Source organism: Streptomyces sp. NPDC047081 (genome assembly GCF_040643775.1).
Classification (GTDB): Bacteria; Actinomycetota; Actinomycetes; order Streptomycetales; family Streptomycetaceae; genus Streptomyces.
In genome coordinates, this window is record NZ_JBEYUY010000021.1 from 130,626 (window position 1) to 147,367 (window position 16,742).

18 protein-coding genes are annotated in these 16,742 nt (G+C 70.6%); 12 read left to right on the top strand and 6 right to left on the bottom strand.

From position 1 onward, the window contains the following. Window positions 1–57 precede the first annotated feature (57 nt). Window positions 58–1,464, top strand: coding sequence for an FAD-linked oxidase C-terminal domain-containing protein (locus tag ABZ848_RS33130; protein WP_360837886.1), 1,407 nt, complete (start codon window positions 58–60; stop codon window positions 1,462–1,464). 17 nt (window positions 1,465–1,481) lie between these two features. Here the strand turns inward: ABZ848_RS33130 and ABZ848_RS33135 are convergent, their stop codons facing one another. Then, on the bottom strand, window positions 1,482–1,895 hold the full coding sequence (locus ABZ848_RS33135; RefSeq protein WP_242772990.1) for an SsgA family sporulation/cell division regulator: 414 nt from the start codon (window positions 1,893–1,895) through the stop codon (window positions 1,482–1,484). 250 nt (window positions 1,896–2,145) lie between these two features. Here ABZ848_RS33135 and ABZ848_RS33140 point away from each other — a divergent pair, with 250 nt between their 5' ends. Continuing rightward, complete coding sequence (locus tag ABZ848_RS33140; RefSeq protein WP_360837888.1) at window positions 2,146–3,990, top strand: RDD family protein; 1,845 nt, start codon at window positions 2,146–2,148, stop codon at window positions 3,988–3,990. 89 nt (window positions 3,991–4,079) lie between these two features. Further along, the gene (locus tag ABZ848_RS33145) at window positions 4,080–4,757 is read left to right on the top strand and encodes an RDD family protein (RefSeq protein ID WP_360837890.1); all 678 of its coding nucleotides are present in this window, start codon (window positions 4,080–4,082) and stop codon (window positions 4,755–4,757) included. A 38-nt stretch (window positions 4,758–4,795) separates the two neighbouring features. On the opposite strand, the gene ABZ848_RS33150 is transcribed toward ABZ848_RS33145, so the two are convergent. Beyond that, window positions 4,796–5,074 (bottom strand): hypothetical protein, encoded by a 279-nt coding sequence (locus tag ABZ848_RS33150; protein ID WP_360837891.1) that lies wholly within the window; start codon window positions 5,072–5,074, stop codon window positions 4,796–4,798. A gap of 334 nt (window positions 5,075–5,408) precedes the next feature. On the opposite strand from ABZ848_RS33150, the gene ABZ848_RS33155 reads away from it, so the two are divergent. Together ABZ848_RS33155 and ABZ848_RS33160 are read left to right on the top strand one after the other, a co-directional pair. Then, window positions 5,409–7,763 carry an immune inhibitor A domain-containing protein gene (locus tag ABZ848_RS33155; protein WP_360837893.1) on the top strand — a complete coding sequence of 785 codons (2,355 nt, stop codon included), beginning with the start codon at window positions 5,409–5,411 and terminating at the stop codon, window positions 7,761–7,763. 121 nt (window positions 7,764–7,884) lie between these two features. Next, window positions 7,885–8,217 (top strand): hypothetical protein, encoded by a 333-nt coding sequence (locus ABZ848_RS33160; protein ID WP_360837894.1) that lies wholly within the window; start codon window positions 7,885–7,887, stop codon window positions 8,215–8,217. Window positions 8,218–8,241: 24 nt separating this feature from the next. Here the strand turns inward: ABZ848_RS33160 and ABZ848_RS33165 are convergent, their stop codons facing one another. The 3 genes from ABZ848_RS33165 to ABZ848_RS33175 all read right to left on the bottom strand — a co-directional run bounded on the left by ABZ848_RS33165 (window position 8,242) and on the right by ABZ848_RS33175 (window position 11,391). Continuing rightward, window positions 8,242–9,156: a hypothetical protein gene (locus ABZ848_RS33165; protein WP_360837895.1), complete on the bottom strand. Its 915-nt coding sequence runs from the start codon at window positions 9,154–9,156 to the stop codon at window positions 8,242–8,244. Window positions 9,157–9,325: 169 nt separating this feature from the next. After that, on the bottom strand, window positions 9,326–9,916 hold the full coding sequence (locus ABZ848_RS33170; RefSeq protein WP_360837896.1) for a nicotinamidase: 591 nt from the start codon (window positions 9,914–9,916) through the stop codon (window positions 9,326–9,328). 128 nt (window positions 9,917–10,044) lie between these two features. Beyond that, window positions 10,045–11,391: a nicotinate phosphoribosyltransferase gene (locus ABZ848_RS33175; RefSeq protein WP_360837897.1), complete on the bottom strand. Its 1,347-nt coding sequence runs from the start codon at window positions 11,389–11,391 to the stop codon at window positions 10,045–10,047. Window positions 11,392–11,530: 139 nt separating this feature from the next. On the opposite strand from ABZ848_RS33175, the gene clpS reads away from it, so the two are divergent. From clpS to ABZ848_RS33210, 7 genes are all read left to right on the top strand, one after another. After that, a complete protein-coding gene (clpS, locus tag ABZ848_RS33180) occupies window positions 11,531–11,848 on the top strand; it encodes an ATP-dependent Clp protease adapter ClpS (protein ID WP_155054666.1) in 318 nt (105 codons plus the stop codon). A 31-nt stretch (window positions 11,849–11,879) separates the two neighbouring features. Then, window positions 11,880–12,482 carry a DUF2017 domain-containing protein gene (locus ABZ848_RS33185; protein WP_360837899.1) on the top strand — a complete coding sequence of 201 codons (603 nt, stop codon included), beginning with the start codon at window positions 11,880–11,882 and terminating at the stop codon, window positions 12,480–12,482. Between the two features lie 320 nt (window positions 12,483–12,802). Then, window positions 12,803–14,230 carry an amino acid permease gene (locus ABZ848_RS33190; RefSeq protein WP_360837901.1) on the top strand — a complete coding sequence of 476 codons (1,428 nt, stop codon included), beginning with the start codon at window positions 12,803–12,805 and terminating at the stop codon, window positions 14,228–14,230. Between the two features lie 71 nt (window positions 14,231–14,301). Next, the gene (locus tag ABZ848_RS33195; RefSeq protein WP_360837903.1) at window positions 14,302–14,724 is read left to right on the top strand and encodes a M67 family metallopeptidase; all 423 of its coding nucleotides are present in this window, start codon (window positions 14,302–14,304) and stop codon (window positions 14,722–14,724) included. 79 nt (window positions 14,725–14,803) lie between these two features. Continuing rightward, on the top strand, window positions 14,804–14,899 hold the full coding sequence (locus tag ABZ848_RS33200; protein WP_360837905.1) for a putative leader peptide: 96 nt from the start codon (window positions 14,804–14,806) through the stop codon (window positions 14,897–14,899). 86 nt (window positions 14,900–14,985) lie between these two features. Beyond that, window positions 14,986–15,264 (top strand): MoaD/ThiS family protein, encoded by a 279-nt coding sequence (locus ABZ848_RS33205; protein ID WP_360837906.1) that lies wholly within the window; start codon window positions 14,986–14,988, stop codon window positions 15,262–15,264. A gap of 6 nt (window positions 15,265–15,270) precedes the next feature. Next, complete coding sequence (locus ABZ848_RS33210) at window positions 15,271–16,221, top strand: cysteine synthase (protein WP_360837907.1); 951 nt, start codon at window positions 15,271–15,273, stop codon at window positions 16,219–16,221. 4 nt (window positions 16,222–16,225) lie between these two features. Here the strand turns inward: ABZ848_RS33210 and ABZ848_RS33215 are convergent, their stop codons facing one another. Next, window positions 16,226–16,681, bottom strand: a complete 456-nt coding sequence (locus tag ABZ848_RS33215; RefSeq protein ID WP_360837909.1) for a type II toxin-antitoxin system PemK/MazF family toxin — start codon at window positions 16,679–16,681, stop codon at window positions 16,226–16,228. Window positions 16,682–16,742: the final 61 nt, after the last annotated feature.

Here is a 16,742-nt window from a genome sequence, read left to right on the forward strand (position 1 = left end):
CGGCATACGTCCACTGCCGTAGACGGGGTTCACACCGATGGCCCCGGGTGCGAACCTGTGATCATGAGCCGTATCGAAGCGCCCACCGACGCCGCCACCGGCAACCTCGTCGACCGGCTGCTCGCCGGGCTGCCCGCCGAAGCCGTGCTGACAGACCCGGACGTGACGGCCTCCTACGCCAATGACATGGCGAGCTTCTGCCCGGCCGGCACCCCGTCGGTGGTGGTCCTGCCACGGACCGTCGAACAGGTCCGGCACGTCATGCGCATCGCCACCGAACTGCGCGTCCCGGTCGTCCCGCAGGGCGCCCGCACCGGCCTGTCCGGCGGCGCCAACGCCTCCGAGGGCTGCATCGTGCTGTCCCTCACCAAGATGGACCGGATCCTGGAGATCAGTCCGGTCGACCGGATCGCGGTCGTCGAACCCGGCGTCGTCAACGCCACCCTCTCCCGCGCGGTGGGCGAGCACGGCCTCTACTACCCGCCCGACCCCTCCAGCTGGGAGATGTGCACGATCGGCGGCAACATCGGCACCGCCTCCGGCGGCCTGTGCTGCGTGAAGTACGGGGTCACCGCCGAGTACGTCCTCGGCCTGGACGTCGTCCTCGCCGACGGCCGCCTCATGTCCACCGGCCGCCGCACCGCGAAGGGCGTCGCAGGCTACGACCTCACCCGCCTCTTCGTCGGCTCCGAGGGCTCCCTCGGCATCGTCGTCAAGGCGATCCTCGCCCTGCGCCCCCAGCCGCCCCAGCAGCTGGTGCTGGCCGCCGAGTTCGGCTCCGCGGCCGCCGCCTGCGACGCGGTGTGCCGGATCATGGCGGGCGGCCACGTCCCGTCGCTCCTCGAACTGATGGACCGTACGACGGTCAAAGCCGTCAACGACCTCGCGCACATGGGCCTCCCCGAGACCACCGAGGCGCTGCTCCTGGCCGCCTTCGACACCCACGACCCGGCCGCCGACCTCGCCGCGGTCGGCGCGCTGTGCGAGGCGGCCGGCGCGACCCAGGTCGTCCCCGCCGACGACTTCGCCGAGTCCGAGCTCCTCCTCCAGGCCCGGCGGCTCTCGCTGACCGCGCTGGAGGCGGTCAAGGGCACGACGATGATCGACGACGTGTGCGTGCCCCGCTCCAGGCTCGGCGACATGCTGGCGGGCGTCGAGCGGATCGCCGAGAAGTACCAGCTCACCATCGGGGTGTGCGCGCACGCCGGCGACGGCAACACGCACCCCACCGTCTGCTTCGACGCGGCGGACCCCGACGAGTCCCGGCGCGCCCGCGAGTCCTTCGACGAGATCATGGCGCTCGGCCTGGAGCTCGGCGGCACCATCACCGGCGAGCACGGCGTCGGCGTACTGAAGAAGGAGTGGCTGGCGCGCGAGATCGGGCCGGTCGGGGTGGAGATGCAGCGGCAGATCAAGCAGGTCTTCGATCCGCTGGACATCCTCAACCCCGGCAAGCTGTTCTGATCCCTTTCGCGTACGGCTCACTGGGCGAGCAGCTGGTCGAGCGCGTCGTCGATCCCGAGCTGCTCGCCCTCAGTCCCCGGGGGCACCACCCGCAACGTGCGCTCCAGCCAGGCGGACACCTGGGCGGCGGGCGCCTCCAGCAGGGCGTCGCCGTCGGGCGAACTCAGCGCCATCAGCACGACGCTCCGACCCTCCGACTTCGTCGGCCACACCCGCACGTCGCCGTGCCCGCAGGGCCGGAACACGCCCTCGACCAGCAGGTCGCGGGAGAACGTCCAGTACACGGGCTGCTCTGAGTTGATGTGGAAGGCGACGTGGACGGCGTACGGGTCGTCGGTGCGGTAGCTCAGCCGGGCCGGGACCGGGATGCTGCGCTCCGGGGACAGGATGAGTTTGAGCTCCAGCTCGCGCTCCACAACGGTGTAGTGCATGTCGTGCGGTTCCTCTCTCGGGCAGGTGTACGGGCCCGGTGAGCGGGCCTGCACACGGGAGAGGGGCGGGGGTGCCCGAGCATTACGCGGGTTCGGAGAAGTTTTTTTCGTCGAGTGGCCGAGCCCTGCCCGGGACTGGTCGGCCTCTTCCCGAAAGTGTGGGTCCGGTGGGACTGGCGGTGGGGATTGCGCCGGTCTGATAGATGTGGAGCCCCCCATATCCACCCCCGAGCAGATACAGGCGACGGACATGAGCGCCCCAACCCCGGCCCCCGGTGACGACAGGCCCCGCGAAGGGTATTACCCGGACCCGTCCATTCCTGGATATGTCCGGTACTGGAACGGTGCCGCGTGGGTGCCGGGCACCAGCCGTCCGGCCCCTTCGGACGGCGAGTCGCTCGCCCCGCCGCCCGGTTCGGCGCCGGCCGCGCCCTCGGTGGAGGAAACGGGCCCGCACTTCTTCGACGAGGACCCCGAGCCGCAGCCCGCGTCCCAGCACGGCAACCGCCCCGAACCGGCGTCCGCGTGGGGCGCCGACCGCTCCCACCAGTCGGGCTTCGGCGGCGACCAGGACCGCCGCGTGTCGTGGGGGGCCGACCCGCGCACGGGGGCCGACGGCGGGGCGACGGGGCCGGACGGGCGTGCTGCGTACGACGGCCAGGCGGCGGGTCCGGACGGGCGCGCCGGGTACGACGCCCAGGCCGGTTCGGACGGGCGCGGCCACGGGGTGTCCGGCGCGCACACCGGCTCCGGCGGCCCCTCCCAGCCGGACGGCCGGTCCTCCCGCACCGACGGCACGGCCACGATCCCGCCCGCGGGCAACGGCTCGGACGACGCGCTCCCTGACGGCACGTTCGTGTTCCGGCGGCCGACGGCGGGTCCGGGGCAGCCGGCGGGCTCGGGGTCGGCCGGTGCGGCGGGCGGCTCGGGCATGGGGCAGGGCGCTCAAGGGACGGCGGGCCCTGGCGCGCACGGCACCCGGGGCACGGCAGCGGCGAGCGGCGCGGCCGCACCCGGCGCCGGACGCCCCGCGGGCGCCGCGACTCCCGGCATCCCCAACCCCGCCACCCCCGCCCCCGACGAGGGCACCATGACCTTCCGCGCGCTGTCCCCGCGCACGGGTCAGCAGGGCGGGGCGCAGAGCGGGGGCACGGGGGCGCCCGCGAGCGGTTCCGCGGGGCAGGCCCCGGCCGGCCTCGGCACACCCAACTCCCCGGGCTTCGGCGCGGGCAAGGCGGCAGCCGACCGCGCAGCCTCGGCCCAGGGCGCCCAGGCTGCCCAGTCCGCGCCCACCGCCCTCTCCGGCCCCCAGCACCCGGCCCCCGCGGTCCCGCAGCAGCCGAGTGGCCCGCAGTCCGCCGGCCAAGCACCCGGTGGTCACCCGCAGGCCGGGCACGCCTCCGCAGGACAGGCCCCCGCCGGTCAGCCCGCCGCCAACCAGCCGCCCCCGGCCAACCAATCCGCCGCCCCCCTGACCAGCGGCCCCGGTGGCGGCCAGCCCTCCTGGGCTCAGCAGGTGCACCGGCTCGCCGGGGCCGAGGGCGAGCAGCCCGTCGCCCCCTGGAAGCCCCCCGTCGAGGACGTCTTCCAGGCCGCCGCCCGACGGCAGGCCGCCGCCCGCCCCGCGGGCCTCGGCAAGCGGCTCGCCGCGCGGCTGCTGGACACCGTCGTCGTGGGCGCCGTAACCGCAGCCGTGGCCGTGCCCCTCGGCACCAAGGCGATCGACCACATCAACGACAAGATCGACGCGGCCAAGCTCAGCGGCGAGACCGTCACCGTCTGGCTGCTCGACGGCACGACCTCGGTCTACTTCGGCGTCATCCTCGCCGTCCTGCTTCTCTCCGGCGTCCTCTACGAGGCGCTGCCCACCGCCAAGTGGGGCCGCACCCTGGGCAAGAAGCTGCTCGGCATCGAGGTCCGTGACATCGAGGCGCACGAGCCCCCGACGTTCGGCGGAGCGCTGCGCCGCTGGCTCGTGTACGTCGTCCCCGGCCTGCTCGGCATCGGTGTCGTCGGCGTCCTGTGGTGCGTGTTCGACCGCCCGTGGCGCCAGTGCTGGCACGACAAGGCGGCCCGTACGTTCGTAGCGGGATAACCGTCTACTCCGAACGGCGTACTTGATTGGGTACTCCGGACGGACGTCCGCCGGATGCGGCGCCGGGCGGTTCGCGGTCCACTCGGGCCATGAGCAGCGAACCCCCCGGCTCCGGCCCGCAGCCGCCGGAAGACGACCCGTTCAGGAAGCAGCCCCCGCCCGGAGCGCCCGGAACGCCGGGAGCGGGCTCGGGCTCTCCCTATGACCCGCCCCAGGGCGGCCCGCAACCGCCCCCCTACGGCGGCCAGCAGCCCCCGTACGGCCAGCAGCCCCCGCCCTACGGCGGCGGCGCCTCCTACCCCAACGACCCCCTCGCCGGCATGCCCCCGCTCGCCGAGAGCGGCAAGCGCACGCTGGCGCGGATCATCGACCTGATCCTCGTCGGCATCGTCGTCTGGCTGGTCACCTGGCCGATGGGCGTGCACGAGTACAGCGTCAACGGCGACAAGGTCGAGTACGGCAAGTCCTTCGCGCAGTCGCTCGTCGCCGCCGTCCTCTACATCGGCTACGACACCTACCTGATCAGCAAGTCGGGCCAGACGCTCGGCAAGAAGTGGCTGAACATGCGGGTGGCCAACCTCGACAACGGCTCCACGCCCTCCGTGCAGACCGCGCTGGCCCGCTCGGCGGTGCTCTGGATCCCGTTCGCCTTCTGCTGCGCGTGCATCTGGACCGCGATCTCGGGCGGCTGGAGCTACTTCGACCGGCCCTACAAGCAGGGCCTGCACGACAAGGCCGCGAAGACGGTGGTGGTCAGCACCAACTGACCGGCGTCACACCGAAGTCACGCAGCAGCTGCGCAGCATCACGCAGCAGTCGACGAGCCCGTCGCCGCCACCGGCACGGGCTCCTCGGCTTTCGCGGACTCCTCGGCCTTCGCGGGGGCCGGTCCGCCCACCGCGACGACCCGGGACTTCGGCAGCGGCACCGTCATGGCGACGAGGAGGCCGAGGGCGAGCGCCGACACTGCGATGATCGCGATCCCCAGACCCGAACTCGTCTGTGACAGCAGCAGCATGGCGAGCGTCGAGAAGATCACGGTGCAGGATCCGTAGGCGAGCTGTGCGGCAGTCGGACGAGGCATGGCAATCGTGTCCTCGGAAGTGGGGGTCCACAGGGGTTGTCGGCCTGGCTTTCCGCCGATTTGGGGGCGTGCCGCCGTCCGACTCTAATCGCGTGCATGCCCGAGCGGAACGAACGGTAAGCGTGACCTAACCAACAGTGCCGGTGCACAGGGGGCGCACGGAGTCATGGCGTCCAGCACGTGGACGTTCGAACGCGCCGGTCGGGGTGTCCGCAAAGCGAACCCCGGCTCCGCATAGTGCACTTGTTCTGTCCAAGTCAAGGTCTGTTTTTTCTTACCAACCTCTAGTCGAATTGCGTCACTTGACTTACCACCTTGACCACGAGGACCTCAAGTGACCCTAAAACCCTGGACGTTCAGAGCGGCCGCGGTCGGTGTCGCGCTCGCGGCGGCCACCGCCACGTTCTCGACGTTCGCCGTGGCGCAGGCCGCAGACAGCGCCAAGTCCGCCACCGTCGACCGCCGCGACCCGTCGGCGGCCGAGAGCAGGACCGAGCACGACCTCGACGGCCCGCTCTCCAAGACCCAGGAAGCTCAGCGCCAAGAAGCCCTGAACCAGGTCATATCCGGCAAGAGCCAGGTCAAGGACCGTGACGGCTCGCAGGTCGTCCAGCTCAAGGGCAAGAAGGGCGACAGCAAGTACGTCGAGCTCGGCCGCGAGAAGACGGACAAGATCTTCACGATCCTGGTGGAGTTCGGCGACCAGACCGACCCCCGTTACAACGGCACGGCCGGCCCGCTGCACAACCAGATAGCCGAGCCGGACCGCACCAAGGACAACTCCACGGCCTGGCAGGCGGACTACAACCAGCAGCACTTCCAGGACCTCTACTTCGGCACCGGCAAGAACACCGAGTCGCTGAAGAAGTACTACGAGAAGCAGTCCTCGGGCCGCTACTCGGTCGACGGCGAGGTCACCGACTGGGTCAAGGTCCCCTACAACGAGGCCCGTTACGGCAACAACGCCTGCGGCTCCAGCACCTGCTCCAGCGTCTGGAACCTGGTCAAGGACGGCCTCACGGCCTGGGTCGCCGACCAGAAGGCGGCCGGCGAGTCCGACGCCGACATCAAGGCGGACCTCGCCCAGTACGACCAGTGGGACCGCTACGACTACGACGGCGACGGCGACTTCAACGAGCCCGACGGCTACGTCGACCACTTCCAGATCGTGCACGCCGGCGAGGACGAGTCCGCGGGCGGCGGCGCGCAGGGCACCGACGCGATCTGGGCGCACCGCTGGTACGCCTTCGGCACCGACGCCGGCGCCACCGGCCCCGAGAACAACAAGCTCGGCGGCACCCAGGTCGGCGACACCGGCATCTGGGTCGGCGACTACACGATGCAGCCGGAGAACGGCGGCCTCGGCGTCTACGCCCACGAGTACGGCCACGACCTCGGCCTGCCGGACGAGTACGACACCAACGGCGGCGAGAACTCCACCGGCTTCTGGACCCTGATGTCCTCCGGCTCGTGGCTGGGCACCGGCAAGAACGCCATCGGCGACCTGCCGGGCGACATGAACGCCTGGGACAAGCTCCAACTGGGCTGGCTGAACTACGACGTCGCCAAGGCGGGCACCAAGTCCGCGCACAAGCTGGGCGTCGCCGAGTACAACACCAAGGACAAGCAGGCCCTCGTGGTCTCGCTGCCCGACAAGGCGGTCACCACGACCGTCGTCACCCCGGCCGAGGGCTCGACCCAGTGGTGGAGCGGCAGCGGCGACAACCTCAGGAACACGCTCACCCGTGAGGTCGACCTGACCGGCAAGTCGTCGGCCACGCTGACCCTCGACGGCTGGTACGACATCGAGTCGGGCTACGACTACCTCTACGCCGAGGTGTCCACCGACGGCGGCGCCAACTGGACCGCCCTGGACGGCACGGTGAACGGCGCGGCCATCCCGCGCGACGGCAGCGACAAGCCGGCCCTCACCGGCTCGGTCGACGCGTACACCAAGCTGTCGTACCCGCTGAACGCCTACGCGGGCCAGAAGGTCCAGCTGCGCTTCCGCTACCAGACCGACGGCGGCGTCGCGCTCAAGGGCTTCGCGGCCGACGAGATCACGGTCACCGCGGACGGCGCGGCGCTCTTCTCCGACAACGCCGAGACGGCGGACGCGAGTTGGACGGCCACCGGCTTCTCCCGCATCGGCGCGTCCTTCACCAAGGACTACAAGCAGTACTACATCGCCGAGAACCGCCAGTACGTGTCGTACGACAAGACCCTGAAGGTCGGCCCGTACAACTTCGGCTTCTCGACGACCCGTCCGGACTGGGTGGAGCACTACCCGTACCAGAACGGCCTGTTGATCTGGAAGTGGGACCTCTCCGAGGCGGACGACAACACCAGCGTCCACCCGGGCACCGGTCTGATCCTCCCGATCGACTCCCACCCGGCGCCGCTGAAGTGGTCCGACGGGACGCTGATGCGCAACCGCATCCAGTCCTACGACTCGCCGTTCAGCCTGTACCCGACGGACGGCATCACGCTGCACAAGGCGGACGTGGCCACCAAGATCAAGTGGTCGTTCGGGGTGCCGGTCTTCAACGACCACACGAACACCTACTACGACTCCTCGAACCCGGCCGCCGGTGTCCAGGTCACTGACACCAACACCAAGATCAAGATCGTCCGGGAGGCCCTGGACGGCTCGACGATCTCCCTGCAGGTCGGCCCTGCGGTGAAGTAGTCGGCATTTTCGCAGGTCAGAAGCGTATCGGCGGTGACCCCCTGGCGGGTCGCCGCCGATCGTGTTTAGGTGCGTCCTGTGGCTTTCTTATTGACACCGACGCGCACGGGGGTATGACCGCATGGCCGCAGGAGGGTTCTGCAAGCTGCCGAACGGCAGAGTCGTGGTGGCGCTGAACCTGCCCGCCCCCGCCGGGGGCCCGGTCGGGGTACGGGTACTGGTCCACGCCCAGAACCGCGCCCGAGCCCTGACCAGGCTCCGCAATCTGGGCATGCGAGCCGTGTACCTGCGGGGCAACGCCGCCCCGCCCACCCCGGACGAGATCACGGCCGTCCTGCACCACCCGGACGGCCTGATATGGCGAACGGAACCCGACAACGGTGTCACGGTGCCGGAGCTGTGGCACCCGATCCGGGCCCTGCTGCGCCGCCCGTCGGCGGTACAGCAGGGCTGACCCCGGTCGGGAGCCGTACCGGCCCTAGCTCAGCACCACGACCTTGTGCATGCCCTCGAAGGCGTGCGGGGCGCCGGTCTCGTCGTCGGGGACGAAGCAGAGCAGGACGTACGTGCCCTTGGGCAGGTGGTGTGCCTGGAGCAGCGCGGTGCGGCCGGGGGAGATGGCCCCCAGGCCGTAGGTGGGGCGGCCGGCGAAGGGCGGCGGGCCGGACGGGTTGTCGAAGAACGCCTGGATCTGGGCGTCCGTGGTGCCCGCCGGGACGGACTGGAGCTCCATCTCGTGGATCTCGTCCGACGCGTTGTGCACCAGGATGTTGTCCTTGGCCCGGTGCACCCCGTTGACGTCGAACCGGGGACCGGCCGAGGTCTCCTTCGTGATCACGATGCCGTCCGGGAAGTCCGCGAGATCCCGGTCGCCGTCCTTCGCCCGCTTCCCGGTCAGCTCCAGCCGGCGCACCACGGGGTGCGACTGGTCCGCCAGGAAGGCGCCGAAGTCCAGCAGATAGACGGGGCCCGCGCCGATCGGCGTGGTGAAGGTCTCCGGCACGGCGTGGGTGACCTGGGCGCCGCCGAACAGCTCGGCGTCCCGGTTGACCGCGTTGATGCCCTGCGCGGCGACGGCCGGGTCCGTCTCGTTGACGGCCTTGGTCAGGTCGGCGAGGACCTTCGTGAGGGTGACGCCGTGCCGCGGCCGGAAGGCCTGGACGAAGTGGCCCGCCTGCCGGTCGTCGGTGGTGACGTGGAAGGCGACCAGACCGGCCTCGGCGGTCCGCGGGGCGTGGATGCCGTCGGTGCCGATGGACACCTCGACGGGGTGCGGCGCGCGGTCGCCGTGGCCGTCGCGGGCGGTGGCGGTGGCGGCGCCGGCCAGGGTGGTGGCCAGTGCCAGGGCGGCGGCCGTGACCCGGGCGCCGTGTCTGTGCAGTGCGGTGCTCATGTGTCTCCTGTCCGTGAGAGATCCCCTTGCCAGGGCAGCACTCACGAACCGGAAAAGGGGCGAGCCACGCAGTGATCAGGTCCGATCGGCCGAGCGCACGACCGGCATCCGGAGGCACCCGCCCGGGCGCACGACGGTGTCCGGCCGCAGCCGCCGCCCGGCCCCGGGCTCAGGCCACGACCGGCTTCCCGGACAGCTCCACGCCCGCCTCGCGCAGCTCCTCCAGCGCCCGGTCGGTGGTCTCCTGGGCCACCCCGGCGGTCAGGTCGAGCAGCACGTGCGTACGGAAGCCCTCCCGGGCGGCGTCCAGGGCGGTGGCCCGTACGCAGTGGTCGGTGGCGATCCCGACCACGTCCACCTCGCCGACCTCCCGCGCCCGCAGCCAGTCGGCGAGCTTGACGCCGTTCTCGTCGGCGCCCTCGAAGCCGCTGTAGGCCGCCGCGTACGCCCCCTTGTCGAAGACGGCGTCGATCGCGCCCGAGGCGACCGCGGGCGCGAAGTTCGGGTGGAAGCCGACGCCCTCGGTGCCCGCGACGCAGTGCGCGGGCCAGGAGTGCCGGAAGTCGGGGTTGTCGGCGAAGTGGCCGCCGGGCGCGATGTGGTGGTCGCGGGTGGCCACCACGTGCTGGTAGCCGGACCCGCCCGCCTGCCCGATCAGCTCGGTGACGGCGGCGGCCACGTCGGCACCACCGGAAACGGCGAGGCTGCCCCCCTCGCAGAAGTCGTTCTGCACGTCTACGACGATCAAGGCGCGGCGCATGGTGGGTGTCCTTCTCGACTATGGGGGCGGGGGTGGGGTGCGGGCCCGGCCGTTGAGCCTCCGAGCCTATTGACTTCCGGGGCGGTACGGGAGGGGCTTCACAGGGGCGCGTCCGAGGGCATCCCGCTTTAGCTACCCGAGCGCCCCACCGCGTACTCCGTCGGGATCACGGGTTCCCCGCGGGACAGCTGGGTCGCCGACAGGGGCAGGTTGGCCCGGGCCCGCACATGCCGCTCCCGTACGGTGTCCAGCGGTTCGCGGGCCACCACGTCGCCGCCCTTGACCAGCTCGACCAGCAGCTGGTGGCCGGCGAGCTCCGGCGGGACCATCCCCGTGCCGACGACCTCGGCCTCCGCGACCCCGTCCGCGTCCGGCCGGCGCGCGGCCCACTTGCGGCCGCCGATGGACGTCTTGCCGCCGGCCGCCTTCTTCGCCACCGGCAGCAGTGGCGCCTTCAGGTCGGCGGACTCGGCGCGCGCGACCAGCTTGTAGACCATCGAGCAGGTCGGGTGCCCCGACCCCGTCACCAGCTGCGTACCCACGCCGTACGCGTCCACCGGCGCCGCCGCCAGCGAGGCGATCGCGTACTCGTCGAGGTCCGAGGTCACGATGATCTTCGTCTTGCCGGCGCCCAGCTCGTCCAGCTGCTGCCGCACCCGGTGCGCGACCAGCAGCAGGTCACCGGAGTCGATGCGGACGGCGCCGAGCTCGGGCCCGGCGACCTCGACGGCCATCCGGACGGCCGCGGCGACGTCGTACGTGTCGACGAGCAGGGTCGTGTTCCGGCCGAGCGAGTTCACCTGGGCCTGGAAGGCGTCCCGCTCGCGGTCGTGCAGCAGGGTGAAGGCGTGCGCGGAGGTGCCGACGGTCGGGATGTTGTAGCGGAAGCCGGCCGCGAGGTCCGAGGTGGAGGTGAAGCCGCCGACGTACGCGGCGCGGGAGGCGGCGACGGCGGCGAGCTCGTGGGTGCGGCGGGCGCCCATCTCGATCAGCGGGCGCTCACCCGCGGCCGAGGACATCCGGGAGGCGGCCGCGGCGATCGCGGAGTCGTGGTTGAGGATCGACAGGATCACCGTCTCCAGGAGCACGCACTCGGCGAAGGACCCCTCGACCCGCATGATCGGCGAGCCCGGGAAGTACACCTCGCCCTCGGGATAGCCCCAGATGTCGCCGGAGAAGCGGTAGGAGGCGAGCCACTCCAGCGTCGGCTCGTCGACGATGTCCCGCTCCCGCAGGAAGCCCAGGACGCCCGCGTCGAAGCGGAAGTTCTCCACCGCGTCCAGGACCCGCCCGGTGCCCGCGACGACGCCGTAGCGCCGCCCCTCCGGCAGCCGCCGGGTGAAGACCTCGAAGACGCTGCGCCGCTCGGCGGTACCGGCCTTCAGCGCGGCTTGCAGCATCGTCAGCTCGTACTGGTCCGTGAAGAGCGCCGTCGAGGGAACGTCCACCGGCAGCCCAAGGTCCGCTACATCCACGACAGCTCTCCTAGCTATGACTCTCCGGGTGTCCCCAGGCCGGCCGGGGGTTCGGGGGTTGTCCCCCGATGCATGCAGCATGGCAAGGAATGCTACACCCCTTTACGTCAGTGTGACGATTTGTGGGGCCCGTGGCAGCATGGGCCATGTGACGTCACCCGCGCCCGTAGAGATCGAACGCACCGAGTCGGCGGAGGAGGTCTTCGCCGTACCCGAGCCCGACGTCCCCTGGGTCACCATCGTCCACAACGACCCGGTCAACCTCATGAGCTACGTGACCTACGTGTTCCAGACGTACTTCGGCTACCCGAAGGACAAGGCCACCAAGCTCATGCTCGACGTCCACCACAAGGGCCGCGCGGTCGTCTCCAGCGGTACCCGCGAGGAGATGGAACGCGACGTACAGGCCATGCACGGCTACGGCCTGTGGGCCACCCTCCAGCAGGACCGCAAGTAGCGGCCGGCAGCGACCACGGCGAAAAGACCCCATGCCCGGACACTTCGAACCGCTCCACGGCGGCGGCGCGGCCGTCGCCCTCGACGACGTCGAGATCTCCATCATCCGGTCGCTGGCCGTCCAGCTCCTGGAGCTCATCGGACCCGGTCCGGGCGGGGACGCCCCCGACGACCCCCTTGCGGAGCTCTTCGCGGAGGGCCCGACCGAGCCGCCCAAGGACCCGGTGCTGCGCCGCCTGTTCCCGGACGCCTACAGCGACCCCGAGGGCACCCCGGGCCCCGAGGAGGCCGAGGAGCAGCAGGCGCACTCCGCCGAGTTCCGCCGCTACACCGAGAACGACCTGCGGGCCGGCAAGCGGGAGAACGCCCTCGCGGTCATCCGCTGCCTGGACGCCCTCACCCCGGCCCTCGACGGCGGCGCCGTCCTCAAGCTCTCCACCGAGGAGTCCCGGCAGTGGCTGGGCGCGCTCAACGACCTGCGCCTGGCGATCGGCTCCCGCCTGGAGATCGAGGACGAGGACGACACCGATCTCCTCTACCGGCTCCCGGACGAGGACCCCCGTAAGCCGATGGTGATGGCCTATCTCTGGCTCGGCGGGCTCCAGGAGACGCTTGTGACCACCCTTATGCCCTGAGTTGTGACCGTTTGGTGTTCGCTCAGAGGACGCTCAAATCCGGATAACGATCGCGTCACCGGTGCGGCCGGGACCGCCCGCGTTGACCCTCGTATGTCCGCTTCTTCCTGTGTGATGCGCCACAAGTCACCCAGTTGATCAATGTTGCGGCCGTGATAAATCTTCACGACCGCCCGGCGAACACCACCCATGTTCGGCCGGGTGCGCCACCGAGCCGGTAACCGCCGGCGGGCAACAGCTCCATCAATCCGGGGGGATCGAGACCCGATCCGAGGCCGACGAGAGGCCCGGGTCGGCATGGAGAAAGGCGCACTTCACTTATGACCTCCGCTCAGGTCGACAGCTCGGAGCAGACCTCCGAAGAGGGGTACGAGCGCGGACTCGGCAGCCGTCAGGTCCAGATGATCGCGATCGGCGGCGCCATCGGCGTCGGCCTCTTCCTGGGAGCCGGGGCGAACATCGCCAAGGCCGGTCCCAGCCTCATCTTCATGTACGCCCTCGCCGGCGTGATCATCTTCTTCATCATGCGGGCGCTCGGCGAACTGCTCCTGTACCGCCCGGTGTCGGGCTCCTTCGCGGAGTACTCCCGCGAGTTCCTCGGCCCGTTCTTCGGCTACTTCACCGGCTGGACGTACTGGCTGATGTGGGTGGTCACCGGCATGGCCGAGCTGACCGCCGCCGCGATCTACGTCAACTACTGGTTCCCGCACATCCCGCAGTGGGTGACCGCCCTGGTCTTCCTGGTGATCCTCTTCGGGGTCAACCTGATCTCCGTGAAGCTCTTCGGCGAGCTGGAGTTCTGGTTCTCGATGGTCAAGGTCACCGCCCTGATCGGCATGATCGTCATCGGCCTCGGCGTGCTCACCTTCGGCTTCAGCAGCGCGGGCGACACGGCCGCCGTGTCGAACCTCTGGGCCTTCGACGGCTTCTTCCCCAAGGGCGTCGGCTCGTCCCTGATGACCCTGCAGGGCGTCATGTTCGCCTACCTCGCGGTCGAGCTGGTCGGTGTCACGGCCGGCGAGTCCGAGGACCCGGAGAAGACCCTCCCCAAGGCGATCAACACCCTCCCGTGGCGCATCGCCCTCTTCTACGTCGGCGCGCTCACCGTCATCCTGTGCGTCGTCAAGTGGACCGAATTCGCTCCGGGCGTCTCGCCGTTCGTCGCCGCCTTCGCGAAGATCGGCATCCCGGCCGGCGCCGGCATCGTCAACTTCGTCGTCCTCACCGCGGCCCTGTCCTCCTGCAACTCGGGCATGTACTCCACGGGCCGCATGCTGCGCAACCTCGCCGACAGCGGTGAGGCGCCGGCGGCCTTCAGGAAGCTCTCCGCGTCGAAGACCCCGGCCCTCGGCATCACGGTCTCGGTCCTCTTCATGGGCATCGGCGTCGTCCTCAACTACGTCGTCCCGGAGAAGGCCTTCGGCTACGTCACCTCGGTGGCCACCGCGGCCGGCATCTGGACCTGGCTGATGATCCTGGTCAGCCATGTCCTCTACCGCCGCGCGGTCGACGCGGGCCGCCTGCCGGCCTCGTCCTTCCCGGCCCCGGGCGGCGCGGTCTGCTCGTACATAGCCATCGCGTTCCTGCTCTTCGTCACGGGCCTGATCGCGTACGACGCCGACTCCCGGGTCTGCCTGTACGTGATGGCCGGCTGGGCGGCCGCGCTGGGTGTGGGCTGGGCGGTCCTCAAGGCCCGCAACCCCGAGGTCACCGAGCGCCGCGAGCCGGAGCTGCAGAAGGTGGGCTAGGACGCGTCCGGCATGTGGGCTGCCCTGTACCGATCCTCGGTATGGGGCAGCCCTTTGCTTATCCTTCGAACATGCTGACCATCACCCAGGCCCTCGTCGACCAGATCGTCGCGCACGCGCGCAAGGACCACCCCGACGAGGCGTGCGGCGTCGTCGCGGGGCCGGCCGGCTCCGACCGCCCCGAGCGCTTCATCCCCATGCTCAACGCGGCCATGTCGCCCACGTTCTACGAGTTCGACTCCGGCGACCTCCTCAAGCTCTACCGCGAGATGGACGACCGCGACGAGGAGCCGGTGATCGTCTACCACTCCCACACCGCCACCGAGGCCTACCCCTCCCGCACCGACATCTCCTACGCCAACGAGCCCGGAGCCCACTACGTCCTGGTCTCCACCGCCGACACCGACGGCCTCGGCGACTTCCAGTTCCGCTCGTTCCGGATCGTGGAAGGCGAGGTCACGGAGGAGGAGGTCAGGGTGGTCGAGGCGTATTGATCTCGAACCCTGGATGAAATTCGTCCGGAATGTGAGATCACACTCCGGAGGGCCGACCGGGAATCGATACGATGACCCCATGGTTCTGAACGACGTGGGCATCGAGGCGCCGAGCACCATGCTCGTGGCGCGGCTGCACGTCGACCTGTGCAGGCTGAACAGCGCCATCTGTTGACGTTCCCTGCCGCCGTACGGCCGTGAGCCGCGGCGCGCCGTCGTGCGCCCACCGACCAGAAGACTTCCCGACAGGAGCCCGCAACCATGGCCATCGAGGTCCGCATCCCCACCATCCTCCGCACCTACACCGACGGTCAGAAGGCGGTGGAGGGCACCGGGGACACCCTCGCCGAGCTCTTCACCGACCTCGAGACCCGGCACGCGGGCATCCAGGCCCGCATCGTGGACAACGGCGAGCTGCGCCGCTTCGTCAACGTCTACCTGAACGACGAGGACGTCCGCTTCCTGGAGGGCATCAACACCAAGGTCGCCGACGGCGACAACGTCACGATCCTGCCGGCCGTGGCCGGCGGCATGGCCTGATCCTCGATGCGCTACGACTCCCCGCTGGCCGCGGTGGGCAACACCCCTCTGGTGCGCCTGCCGCGGCTCTCGCCGTCCGCCGACGTCCGCATCTGGGCCAAGCTGGAGGACCGCAACCCCACCGGCTCGGTCAAGGACCGCCCCGCCCTGCACATGATCGAGCAGGCGGAGAAGGACGGCCGCCTCACCCCCGGCTGCACCATCCTGGAGCCGACCTCCGGCAACACCGGCATCTCCCTCGCCATGGCCGCCAAGCTCAAGGGCTACCGCATGGTCTGCGTGATGCCCGAGAACACCTCGCAGGAGCGCCGGGACCTGCTCGGCATGTGGGGCGCCGAGATCATCTCCTCCCCGGCCGCGGGCGGCTCCAACACCGCCGTACGCGTCGCCAAGGAACTCTCCGCCGAGCACCCCGACTGGGTGATGCTCTACCAGTACGGCAACCCGGACAACGCCGGCGCCCACTACGCGACGACCGGCCCCGAGATCCTCGCCGACCTCCCGTCCATCACCCACTTCGTCGCCGGTCTCGGCACCACGGGGACGCTGATGGGAGTCGGCCGCTTCCTGCGCGAGAACAAGCCGGACGTGAAGATCGTCGCCGCCGAGCCGCGCTACGACGACCTGGTGTACGGCCTGCGCAACCTCGACGAGGGCTTCGTACCCGAGCTGTACGACGCCTCCGTCCTCACCACCCGCTTCTCGGTCGGCTCCGCGGACGCCGTCACCCGCACCCGCGAACTCCTCCAGCAGGAGGGCATCTTCGCGGGCGTCTCCACGGGCGCGGCCCTGCACGCGGCGATCGGCGTCGGCAACAAGGCGGTCAAGGCGGGGGAGTCCGCCGACATCGTCTTCGTGGTGGCCGACGGCGGCTGGAAATACCTGTCGACGGGCGTGTACACGGCCGCGACAACAGAGGAAGCGATCGAGACGCTCCAGGGCCAGCTCTGGGCCTGAGGCTCTACGTCGCCAGGTGACGGACCTGGTCCCACAGGACCGGGTCCACCACACCCACCCGCCGCCGGAACTCCCACACCGGCACCTCGCGCAGCTCGTCCGTCTCCAGGAAGCTCGCGCGTCCCTGCGCGTCACCGACCGCACCCGGCGGCAGCGGAATCACTCCGGCCCGCTCGTCGTGGTACTTGCTGGTGATCTTCGCGACCGTCGCCCGCTCCCCGTGCACGACCAGCACCAGACACGGCCGGTCCTTCGTACCCGGCCCGTCCTCGTAGGGCACGTTCGCCCACCAGATCTCCGCGGGCTTGGGCCGCCCGCCCCCGCCCCGCGTCCCGGGCCGACCCGGCGGCCGGGTCCGCCGCCCCGCGGGCCGACGCCCGCGCCCCCACCCGTCGACGAGCGTGGCGACCAGCGCGAGCAGTACCACCGCCGCGAGCGCCAGCCACCAGGACGTGTCCATACGACGACGTTACCGGCGCGCGCCCGCAGCCGCGCGCCCTCTCTCACACCTCACACGCCCC

Coding starts and splice junctions, on each gene's coding strand:
- ABZ848_RS33135 (WP_242772990.1), bottom strand. CDS start 1,895: ATGCACTACACCGTTGTGGAGCGCGAGCTGGAGCTCAAACTCATCCTG.
- ABZ848_RS33140 (WP_360837888.1), top strand. CDS start 2,146: ATGAGCGCCCCAACCCCGGCCCCCGGTGACGACAGGCCCCGCGAAGGG.
- ABZ848_RS33145 (WP_360837890.1), top strand. CDS start 4,080: ATGAGCAGCGAACCCCCCGGCTCCGGCCCGCAGCCGCCGGAAGACGAC.
- ABZ848_RS33150 (WP_360837891.1), bottom strand. CDS start 5,074: ATGCCTCGTCCGACTGCCGCACAGCTCGCCTACGGATCCTGCACCGTG.
- ABZ848_RS33160 (WP_360837894.1), top strand. CDS start 7,885: ATGGCCGCAGGAGGGTTCTGCAAGCTGCCGAACGGCAGAGTCGTGGTG.
- ABZ848_RS33165 (WP_360837895.1), bottom strand. CDS start 9,156: ATGAGCACCGCACTGCACAGACACGGCGCCCGGGTCACGGCCGCCGCC.
- ABZ848_RS33170 (WP_360837896.1), bottom strand. CDS start 9,916: ATGCGCCGCGCCTTGATCGTCGTAGACGTGCAGAACGACTTCTGCGAG.
- clpS (WP_155054666.1), top strand. CDS start 11,531: ATGGGCCATGTGACGTCACCCGCGCCCGTAGAGATCGAACGCACCGAG.
- ABZ848_RS33185 (WP_360837899.1), top strand. CDS start 11,880: ATGCCCGGACACTTCGAACCGCTCCACGGCGGCGGCGCGGCCGTCGCC.
- ABZ848_RS33190 (WP_360837901.1), top strand. CDS start 12,803: ATGACCTCCGCTCAGGTCGACAGCTCGGAGCAGACCTCCGAAGAGGGG.
- ABZ848_RS33195 (WP_360837903.1), top strand. CDS start 14,302: ATGCTGACCATCACCCAGGCCCTCGTCGACCAGATCGTCGCGCACGCG.
- ABZ848_RS33200 (WP_360837905.1), top strand. CDS start 14,804: ATGGTTCTGAACGACGTGGGCATCGAGGCGCCGAGCACCATGCTCGTG.
- ABZ848_RS33205 (WP_360837906.1), top strand. CDS start 14,986: ATGGCCATCGAGGTCCGCATCCCCACCATCCTCCGCACCTACACCGAC.
- ABZ848_RS33210 (WP_360837907.1), top strand. CDS start 15,271: ATGCGCTACGACTCCCCGCTGGCCGCGGTGGGCAACACCCCTCTGGTG.
- ABZ848_RS33215 (WP_360837909.1), bottom strand. CDS start 16,681: ATGGACACGTCCTGGTGGCTGGCGCTCGCGGCGGTGGTACTGCTCGCG.